The following is a 5,443-nucleotide window of genomic DNA, read 5'->3' as shown; positions in this document are numbered from 1 at the left end:
TGGGCCGGTCAAACCGTCATAAAATCCCTCTGGGCCAAGGCTTACTACCAACAGCAGAAAGACAAAGGACAACGTCATCAAACGATTCTCCGCAGTCTCGCCTACAAATGGCAGCGCATCCTGTTTCGCTGCTGGAAGAACCGCGAGACATACAATGAGAAGCACTATCTCCAAGTTCTGCAGAAGAGATCAAGCCCGCTTATTCCCATCATCGCGAACCTCAAAAAAACCAACCCCAAACTCTGTGAGCAATTTACCTGAAATTTACTTGTCAGTCCGCCTCAGTGGTTTGTTCTGCATTGGGTTATTCTGGGGTTGCAAGCCACTCGCGTATTGCGCGCCCACCTGCTGAGTTAGCGTCCAAAGTGTCTCCTCCGCACGCCTCGACGACCACCGAGAGGTCTTCCGTTGCGGGGCCGCCTAGCGACGCCCAGTGCAGCAAGAATTCCGGCAATCCGCGCCCAACGAGGCTTTTGTGCTCATCGCCAGCAATATCCGAGAAATACCAACAGAGTTCGGACTTCAGGAGGTGGATCTGGAGTGGGTCGGTATCCAATCTGATTGCGAGCGAGTTACCTCCGCCATCAGTAAGGAATAGAGGGAAGCATCGACGAATTATCGCGATCTGCGCGCCGTCCTCAACGTCAAACCCTTCGTAGTGCTCTTGAAACTCACGATATGCTTCAGCAAGGGTGAGTTCCTCGGATCCCCGAAGAAAATCCACTTCAGAGTTTCCTCCGTATGCGATGTCGTCGAATGGGCCTGACTCCGCTTCCCAATCAAATCTGAATCCGCCTGTAATGGCGAGAAACTGACGGAAAGTCTCCGGCAACTTGATCCCCATCTCACGCTCTAGTTCATCGATCTGCTCAAGTGGAGGCGGATCAAAATCCTCGAGATCAGAGACTTCGACTTCTTTCGCCCTGAGTTGGGCGAGTGAAGTGGTCAGGGCGGAAACAATTTGCTGCCAAGCTTCAGTGTGCATGTTGTTCGATGGTGGTGGGAAAGATGGTTTGGAGGATTCAGGTTCAGACTGTATTGCAGCCTCCCGGTCGCCTGCGGTTTTAGTCTCTCGCTGGCGGCATCCAATGAGAGCGACAGACACCGCGACAGCTAATCCAGTGTTGAGATACGGCTTCGAGAGCATTTATTGCAGAACGTTAAAGGCATGGCGACGCCGACCCCACAGGGCGGCGCGTTGCCGAAGGTGAAAGGAAGCGAATCATAAGTGAAAAACGTAACAAAACCGCTGAAAGGGTTCATCCATCGCCGACTTGTTAGCCGATTTTGGTTTCAACACTTGTTCGGCCCCTCGTCCTCCAGCGGAGGGCGGCCAACAATAGCGTTGCGAACACCCAAAAGCCGATTGCCGAGAAGGCTGGCCAGGCCTCACCCCAAGTCTCCCCATCGTGGGACGATGTGAGGTAAACAGGAAACTTGAGTCCTACTAGAAGAGAGAAAGGGCAAAGAATAGTCGGAACCACAATCGCAGCCAGAAGGACGTAGTTCGATGACCGTTTATCCCCGAAGCACGCAAACGCAAGGCAGGTCAAAATCGAGAAAGGGATGAACCATAGGAATCCCATCGCGTAGTCATCTTGGATTACACTTGTTAAAGGGATGGCAATCGACCTCTCAATGGCCTGAGAGAAGGACACGCCGATAGCGTCATACTGCATATCGACCGAAGCCGCCACGCCAACGTAGTAAATGGGCACCAAGATCAGGGTGAAGAGAAGAAATCCGATTGATTGAAGTCGCATGCTCACAGTCATATTCTTCGGGGCTAACGTCTGAGAAATGGCGATCCCGACCCTCATGGCGGGGCCCCCGATTCTCGTTGCCGGATTGAATCACCAGAACGGAAACGCAACAAGGCCGCTGTAAGGGGTCGCCATCTTCGACTTGTTAGCCTTTGGATTTATAGTGGAAGCGTCCGTCGCGCCAGAAAATCGTGCCCGTAGCCTCGCCAAACTTGTAGGCGTAGCCACGGCTATCGGGGCTCGAAAAACGCTCGTAGCGCCCGCATGGAATAGCGTCGCCGGGCTCATTGAACCGGAACCACGAACTCCTCGGCACCTCTGTGGGCAGCACGGAATCAGTGATGTCTGTCCATTGCCCGGACTCGAGACGATAAACGGAAGTATCGGTCTTGCTCGGGGCGCGGCCATCCGCGAACGGTCGCGCTGAATGGGATGCTGCAATCGTCTTGCCATCGGCATCCTCGAAAAGCCTGAGAAACAACATAGATTCAGCGTCTCCGCCTTCAGGGGAATCGCTGAACAAGTGTAACCTTCGATTCAACTCGTCGTAGTCACCTGGCTTCACCTCAAGGTATTGCTGACGCCCCTCCGGGCTCATCCCGGCAACAGCTTGAGACGGAAGTGTCGTTATGGCATCCGAAAGGGACACGGGTGACTCGATCTTCGGAACGCTCGCACAAGAGGCAAATACGAGAAGGATCGGAGCAGCAATGAGGAGTTTCATTTTGAGGGTAACGTCTGAGAACAGGCGATCCCGACCCTCATGGCGGAACTCCCGATTCTCGTTGCCGGATGTAACCACCAAATTGGTAACGTAACAAGGCCGCTGAGAGGGGTCGGTCAGACGCGTCTTGTTCGCTTTTGTCATCCATGTAGGCGCCATGATTAGTTGCTGGCACGAATACTGCGAACCATGCAGACGCAGAGCGAAGAAGCCTCCCTGTCCGATTCCTGGCGGGCTTAGCGCGCCAACGTAGATCACTCCTTCAGAGCGATCATGGTTCCATCCAAACGCGGAAATCTCAACCACACCAATCGCCTCTGGAAACTCCTTCTTGAGCTCCACCCAACCCTCCTTGCTTGATCGCTCATCTGGCCAATAGCTTCGAAATCTCTCCTCCGATATTGGCCGGATCCAATCTACGTTGCTGAAGCTGTCGCTATTCAGAGCTTCGGGTACCTGGTTAGCGCGAATGAAGTCCTCGGCCGTTGTCCGATCAAGTAATCCATTACCTTGGTCCGGCTGGCAGAGCTGATCAATGAACTCTTCCCGAGTAAGATTGTCGAAGTCAAGAAAGTCGTGGGTCGAGGTTGGGGTCCGCGCAAGGACGATAGCACCGGCATAGTAGTGACGATCCAATCGAGCTTCGATAGCAACGCGCCGCAGATCGGCCTCGATGTCTGATGTGAGCGTGGAGTCAGCGATAGGAATACCATCGCGTCTCTCGCATCCAGCCAGACCTAGCAGCATCAATAGCGCGATGTGTCGAGGTCTCATATTTGTAGCGAACGTCAAAGGACACGCGCGCCGCCCGGATGGCCGCACGCTGAATGAAATGAAAGGGTAGGAATCATGAAAAATCAATCTCTAACAAAGCGGCTTAAAGGCGTCGTCGTGATCCGCCTTGTTCGGCTTATTGCTTTTGGATGACCTTCGGGAAACCAAGCCCGCCCAAAAGGTCGGTCCTCTCGCTCTCGTCGCCGAGGACTTGTCCATCGGGTTGCAGCACAATCTCGAAAGACTTCCCGTGGGAGACCTGCCCGTCGATGAAAATATGATACTCAGGCTTGTGCTCTTGAACGAGTCGAGAGAGTTCGAACAGAATCTCGGCGGTTAGCTTCGATCCATTGAATGTTACGAGGACAAGTGTTCGGTCATCTGGATAAGAGTCTTCAGTCGGCAGCAAAAAATCTGCGGCGTCTGGAGCACTCTCACTAAAGACCGCTGTAGCTCCGCACTCCCGGATCGTTCCCGCCACCTTCTGACAAAAACCGCCAAACTCCTCGGAAAAGTCCGCATGATCAGACTTGTTCTGGTAGCTCTCAAGGACAGCGTAACAATCCGCTCGTGATACTCTCTTTAGCTGCATAAGTTTTCTGCCGAACGTTTGATGTGGAGGCACCGGCGGAACAAGCTCCGATTCAACTAGCGACGTTATCGCCGGTTGCCTCGCATGACTTGTTCGCCTTGTTTTGTTTGGGTTCGGACGGACGGACAAATGACAGAGAACCTGATCTCGCGCGAAACTCACCACAGAGGTCTGAGCCCATGGCGGAATCTAAAACCACCGTGAAGAATCCTTGCTTCTGGCGCTCTTCGTCGGACGACAAGCCGAGTTCGAAGAGAATATTCTCCGGGATAAATTGGTCGAGATCGGTAGAAACGATGTCCTGAAACTCCAATCCTACGGCATGTCTCTTGGTGAGCTTGAAAAAGCCTTGTGCGTCCACCTCATCCGTCATTTCCCACGCCTCGACTTCAAGGATGATCAACTCGGCATCGGCGCGAAAACTCAAGACGGGCGAATCATGAAAATCAGGCCAATACCCGAAGGCATCGATCACCGCTTGGTGGTTTCGCAAATATTTGGGGACAGATGGCATGATTGTTTCTGGCGAACGTTTGAGGAATGGCGCGGCGAGTGGAAGCTCCGAATTCAACAAAGCGGCTTATTCGCCGTCGCCATGTCCGGCTTGTTCGGTTCTTGATCCCATCATTCAAGGATCTTCGCTATGCCTATGTAGATTCTGAAAAACGCCCTGTGCAAATCAGAATTCATTGAGTGCGTCACGCTAATATGTCGTCCCATCAGACTGACTCCATAGATATCGAAGGCACCGGACGAACTCTGGCCATGGAAAAACAACTCGTCCCGCAGCGAATCCATCGAAACCAACCGCAACCCGATCGTCTCACTGGCATCGACATTATAGTCAAACCAGAAGGTGGCCAACAAAAACGCGGTGGTAACCCCTGCGGGAAACGCAGAAACGAGGGCCAGACGCTTGAGCTTTGTTTTCAATTCTACCGAGACCCTATGGCTGCCGGTTGATCCGGACACAGCATTTCAGGCCAAATTGAGGGTTGAGAGAGAGGTGGTGTGTCTGGTTCAACTCGTGGGCTATCGCCACGACACGGGGTCGCGGCGACCTATCCAACATCAAATGCTTAGAACAAATGAAAACGAACTCAGACACACCGCAGAAACTCTACATCGGACTCGACGTCCATAAAGAAGAAACCGTCATCGCCCTGCTCGAGGCCGATCGGAACGCCGAACCCCGCCAGTACGGCAGCATCACCACCTCCCAACACGCACTGGAGCGGGCGATCCGCCGCATCGCCAAGCAACAGAAGCGCGAGCTCTCGGATCTCGAGGTCTGCTACGAGGCGAGCGGATGCGGATTCTGGATCGCCAGACGCCTTCTCCAGATGGGCGTGAAATGCGAGGTCATCGCCCCTTCGCTGATCCCCACACGCTCCGGAGACCGTGTGAAGACCGATAAGCGCGATGCCGCCAAACTCGCCAGAATGCACCGTTCCAACGACCTGGTCGCTGTCAACATCCCGGACTCCGTGGATGAGGCGATCCGCGACCTCTGCCGTGCCCGCACCGATGCCGTCGACGACCTGCGCCGCGCCAAGTCCCGCCTGCTCGCCTTGCTGCGCCGTCTCGGAT

General features: G+C 54.1%; 6 protein-coding genes and 1 pseudogene. 2 read left to right on the top strand and 5 right to left on the bottom strand.

Translation table 11 applies throughout. The annotated features are described in order from the left end of the window. A pseudogene (locus ACFQY0_RS20840) lies at positions 1 to 261 on the top strand (hypothetical protein); the annotation flags it as partial. 43 nt (positions 262 to 304) lie between these two features. Here ACFQY0_RS20840 and ACFQY0_RS20835 read toward each other — a convergent pair. From ACFQY0_RS20835 to ACFQY0_RS20815, 5 genes are all read right to left on the bottom strand, one after another. Continuing rightward, positions 305 to 1,147 carry an SMI1/KNR4 family protein gene (locus tag ACFQY0_RS20835; RefSeq protein ID WP_379716868.1) on the bottom strand — a complete coding sequence of 281 codons (843 nt, stop codon included), beginning with the start codon at positions 1,145 to 1,147 and terminating at the stop codon, positions 305 to 307. 761 nt (positions 1,148 to 1,908) lie between these two features. Then, positions 1,909 to 3,234 (bottom strand): hypothetical protein, encoded by a 1,326-nt coding sequence (locus ACFQY0_RS20830; RefSeq protein WP_379716865.1) that lies wholly within the window; start codon positions 3,232 to 3,234, stop codon positions 1,909 to 1,911. Between the two features lie 163 nt (positions 3,235 to 3,397). Then, complete coding sequence (locus ACFQY0_RS20825) at positions 3,398 to 3,853, bottom strand: hypothetical protein (protein WP_379716862.1); 456 nt, start codon at positions 3,851 to 3,853, stop codon at positions 3,398 to 3,400. 52 nt (positions 3,854 to 3,905) lie between these two features. Next, positions 3,906 to 4,424, bottom strand: a complete 519-nt coding sequence (locus tag ACFQY0_RS20820; protein ID WP_379716859.1) for a hypothetical protein — start codon at positions 4,422 to 4,424, stop codon at positions 3,906 to 3,908. A 53-nt stretch (positions 4,425 to 4,477) separates the two neighbouring features. Then, a complete protein-coding gene (locus ACFQY0_RS20815; protein ID WP_379716856.1) occupies positions 4,478 to 4,786 on the bottom strand; it encodes a hypothetical protein in 309 nt (102 codons plus the stop codon). A 155-nt stretch (positions 4,787 to 4,941) separates the two neighbouring features. Between ACFQY0_RS20815 and ACFQY0_RS20810 the strand changes: the two genes are divergently transcribed. Beyond that, on the top strand, positions 4,942 to 5,443 hold a 502-nt coding region (locus ACFQY0_RS20810; protein ID WP_379716853.1), incomplete at its 3' end, for an IS110 family transposase.

Origin of the sequence: Haloferula chungangensis, assembly GCF_042664875.1 — a bacterium.
Taxonomy (GTDB): domain Bacteria; phylum Verrucomicrobiota; class Verrucomicrobiia; order Verrucomicrobiales; family Akkermansiaceae; genus Haloferula; species Haloferula chungangensis.
Note: the sequence above shows the minus strand (reverse complement) of the source record. Positions and strands in the feature narration are given on the sequence as shown.